2 protein-coding genes are annotated in these 2,250 nt (G+C 69.6%); both read left to right on the top strand.

What is annotated here, in order from left to right; all coding sequences use genetic code 11:
* Positions 1 to 254 precede the first annotated feature (254 nt).
* Entirely contained in the window at positions 255 to 1,202 is a 948-nt protein-coding gene (locus ABZS54_RS42750) for a Yip1 family protein (protein ID WP_355548819.1), read from the top strand.
* A 263-nt stretch (positions 1,203 to 1,465) separates the two neighbouring features.
* Positions 1,466 to 2,068 (top strand): bifunctional DNA primase/polymerase, encoded by a 603-nt coding sequence (locus ABZS54_RS42745; RefSeq protein ID WP_355548816.1) that lies wholly within the window; start codon positions 1,466 to 1,468, stop codon positions 2,066 to 2,068.
* Positions 2,069 to 2,250: the final 182 nt, after the last annotated feature.

Here is a 2,250-nt window from a genome sequence, read left to right as displayed (position 1 = left end):
AGGCCGGCGAGGCCCGGGAGGAACTCCGCGTCGTCGACGTGGCACAACTGCTGTTGCAGTCCGTGCAACTCCCCGAACCACCGGCGGCCGAGGAGACCCTGGAGGACGCGGAGGCCAAGTAGGGCTCGTGTGACGGGTGACGCAATCGCCGCCGACTCTCCTTCGGGAGGGTCGGCGGCGATCACTTTTTTGTGCCCGAATTACGACCGTCCCGGGACGACGCGGGGGGTCGGACTGCCGGTACCGTCATTGATGTGACTGGCAATGGACCCTACGACCCGTACCGGCAACAGCCCCCGCCTGCCGGCCAGGGTTACCCACCTCGGCATGGCGGGGCTCACGGCGATCCGTACGGCGGCCAACAGGGGTATGGGCAGCAGGGCTACGGCGGACAGCAAGGCCATGGCGGGCAACAAGGCCATGACGGACAGCAGGGCTACGGGCAGCAGATTCCGCCACCGCCGCCACCGCCTTCGTCGCCGCAGGGTGGACAGGGCGGCTCGGGTGACCCGAACTATGGACCGCTGTCGTTGCCGGACGAGACGAGCCTGTACATCTACGGGGCGCCGCCGGAGGAGTACACGACGGTGACGCCCGCGGTGTCGCCTCGGCAGCAGCAGCCGTACCCACAGCCGCCGCAATACAGCGGCCCGCCGCCGCGAAACCTGCACTGGAAAGAGGTGCTGAGCGGGTTCGCCCTGCGCCCGTTGCGCACCATGGACGCGGTCCGCGACCAGGCGGTGTGGTGGCTGGCCCTGATCATGTCCGCGCTCGGCGGCGCACTCGCGGTGCTCGCGAACGACGCGTCCCGCAAGGAACTCGTCGACTCGACGCTGAGTACGAGCGTGCCCGCGCTCGGCATTGTGATCGTCATGGTGCCGGCGTTCTGTGCGCTGCTCGGGCTGGTGTCGCACGCGCTCGCGACCCAGTTCGGCGGGAACGGGTCGCCGATGCCGTTCATCACTCTGTCGATGATCCTGGTCTGGATCGCGGACGCGCCGCGGCTGGCGGTCGCGCTGTTCGCACCCGACGACAATCCGATCGTGGCCGGTATCGGCATCGCGTCGTTCGCGCTGACCGCGTGGCTGCTGACGATGCTGATGACGCGGGTGCACGAGTTGCCGTGGCCTCGGGCGCTGGGTTGTGTCGCGGTCGAGTTGATCGCGTTGCTGCTGGTGTTGAAGCTGCCGTTGACCTCGTGAGGCCGGGGCCGCGTGAGGTCGTCGGTGGCCTCGTGAGGACGGCGGCGGTGGGCGGATGGCGGCGGGGGTCGCGGTCGTGGTTCTGACGTCGGGTCAGGCCGTGGGCGAAGCGTGCCGGCAGTGGACCAAGCGGACCACAAGTGGCACGGTCGGGCCGCGTTGCGGATCTGTTCGGCATCCGCTTCGGGCGGTGTACTCGTAGGAGTACACCTGTCCGCGCACGACATCCCGTCGTCATCGCGGTTGTGAGGAACGGAACGAACATGCTTGTGCGGCAACGCACCCGAGCTGCGCTCCAGGCCGCCGCTCTCTTCTACGTCGTGGATCGCGGGTGGCCCGTGCTGCCCGGTGCCTACGTCGAAGACGGCCGATGTTCGTGCGGCGACACCGATTGCCCGGACCCGGGCGCCCACCCCGCCGCGGAACCCGGGCTGACCCGGGCCACCCGATCGACCGACGACGTCTGGGAATGGTGGAGCGCGAAGCCGTACACGGTCCTGCTCGCGAGCGGCCTGGAGTTCGACGTCCTGGACGCCCCGGCGAAGGTGGGCTACGCGGCGATCCACCAACTCGAGGTGATGGGTCTGCCGCTGGGGCCGGTCCTGCATCTACCGGGTGAGCGGCTGTTGTTCCTGGTCGACCCGGGCGCGCGCAACCTGTACTGGTACACGGTCGACCACAACGACACGGCCCGGTTCGACGTCCGCCACCACGCGGTGGGCCACTTCGTACCGGCCCCGCCCTCGTCCACCGCATGCGGCGAACGCACCCGCTGGGCGGTCCCGCCGGATCCGATCGAGCGGGGGCTGCCGGGGGCGGTTGACGTGCTGGGGGCGTTGATGCGGTTCAGCACGCAGCAGCGGTAGGGCGCGGGCGGCGGGCGGTGACACACGCCGCATCCGGTGCTCCTGTTCCGGCTCCTGCCCCGGCCCCTGTGTCGGCTCGGCTCAGGCGTCCCTACCTTGTTGATGGGCAGGGCGAGCCATTCGTAGGGTTCTCCCACCCAGAGGTGTCGGGTGTGGCTTTCAGGCGTCTGCCGATCGTGGCT

The sequence above is a fragment of the Embleya sp. NPDC005575 genome, assembly GCF_040605455.1.
Lineage (GTDB): Bacteria > Actinomycetota > Actinomycetes > Streptomycetales > Streptomycetaceae > Embleya.
Note: the sequence above shows the minus strand (reverse complement) of the source record. Positions and strands in the feature narration are given on the sequence as shown.